This window comes from Vibrio sp. Vb1574, assembly GCF_033338675.1.
Map to the genome: position 1 here is coordinate 1 of NZ_JAWOTC010000190.1, position 1,458 is coordinate 1,458.

At 46.6% G+C, this 1,458-nt stretch carries 1 protein-coding gene and 1 pseudogene; one reads left to right on the top strand and one right to left on the bottom strand.

Annotated elements, in window-relative coordinates:
- Positions 1–85: 85 nt before the first annotated feature.
- A complete protein-coding gene (punR, locus tag R7O12_RS24700) occupies positions 86–988 on the top strand; it encodes a DNA-binding transcriptional activator PunR (RefSeq protein WP_005465352.1) in 903 nt (300 codons plus the stop codon).
- A 102-nt stretch (positions 989–1,090) separates the two neighbouring features.
- Here punR and R7O12_RS24705 read toward each other — a convergent pair.
- A pseudogene (locus tag R7O12_RS24705) lies at positions 1,091–1,458 on the bottom strand (threonine ammonia-lyase, biosynthetic); the annotation flags it as partial.

A 1,458-nucleotide genomic window follows, 5' to 3' on the forward strand; every position in this document is an offset into this window, starting at 1 on the left:
CCTTATTATTCTATTTTTCGATTTTGAGAAAATAAAACGCTAAAATTGTTGGTTATCAATCAAATTTTTTGAAAGGTAAGAAATCATGTTCTCCAAAGCATCACTGGAAATGCTCGATACGGTTGCTCGGTTAGGCAGTTTCACGGCCGCTGCTGAAGTGCTTCACAAAGTTCCTTCGGCGATCAGCTATGGCGTGCGACAGGTAGAGCAGGATTTGGACGTCGTGCTATTTCGCCGCTTACCAAGAAAAGTTGAATTAACACCAGCGGGTGAGCTATTCATGGCTGAAGCGCGCTCGTTACTGCGTCAGATGGAAGAGGTGAAAGCACAAACTCGTCGAGCTGCGCACGGCTGGAAAACAACGTTGAAACTGACGCTGGATAACGTAGTGAAGCTCGAAAAGCTCAAGCCGCTAGTGGAAGATTTTTATCGAGAGTTTGAATTTGCGGAACTGCAAATCAACATGGAAGTCTTTAACGGCTCTTGGGAGGCGATCGCTCAAGGTCGTGCCGACATCGTAGTCGGAGCCACTTCAGCAGTGCCGGTCGGCGGGGATTTCGAAGTGAAAGACATGGGTGTGTTGGATTGGGCGTTTGTCATGTCGCCTGCTCATCCTTGTGTACGTCAGCAGGTTCTCACCGAAGAGTTTGTTAGCCAGTTCCCCGCGATTTGTCTGGATGACACATCGAACGTACTGCCAAAACGACACACAGGTCACTATGCCAAGCAGCGTCGTTTATTATTGCCCAATTGGTATAGTGCGATTGAATGTTTAAAAAATGGCGTTGGAGTCGGGTATATGCCGCGTCATATTGCGATGCCACTTATTCATGAAGGTGTGCTGGTGGAGAAACTGCTGCAAGATGACAAGCCATTGAGCCGATGCTGTTTGGTATGGCGTAAAGATGACGATCATAAGTTGATCCAATGGATGGTGGATTATTTGGGATCACCGAATCAGTTGCATCAAGATTGGTTGCAGTGTTAGTCAAAAGAAACGTCAGATCTCAGTATTAGCTTACCACTTGACGAATCAAACCGTGAATTGGAAACAAAACACCTCGCCGTAGCGAGGTGTTGATAAGGCGAATTAAGACAAGAAAAACTTGTAGGATGGATTATCGGTTTCATCCTTACATTGGTAGCCAAGTTCTCGTAAATGCGCTGAAAATTGGGCTAAATCGCTTTCATCTAACTCGAAACCACACAGAACACGTCCGTAGTCGGCGCCGTGGTTGCGGTAGTTGAATAGGCTGATGTTCCAATGGGTGCCAAGCGTGCTTAAGAACTTCAATAGTGCGCCTGGATACTCAGGAAATTCAAAGCTATAGAGACGCTCTTTCAGTTGTTTCGAGGGCTTGCCACCGATCATGTAACGAATGTGCAGTTTGGCCATTTCATCGTCGGACAAATCCACGACTGGGTAGCCACCTTCGCGTAGATCGCGAATGATGTTAT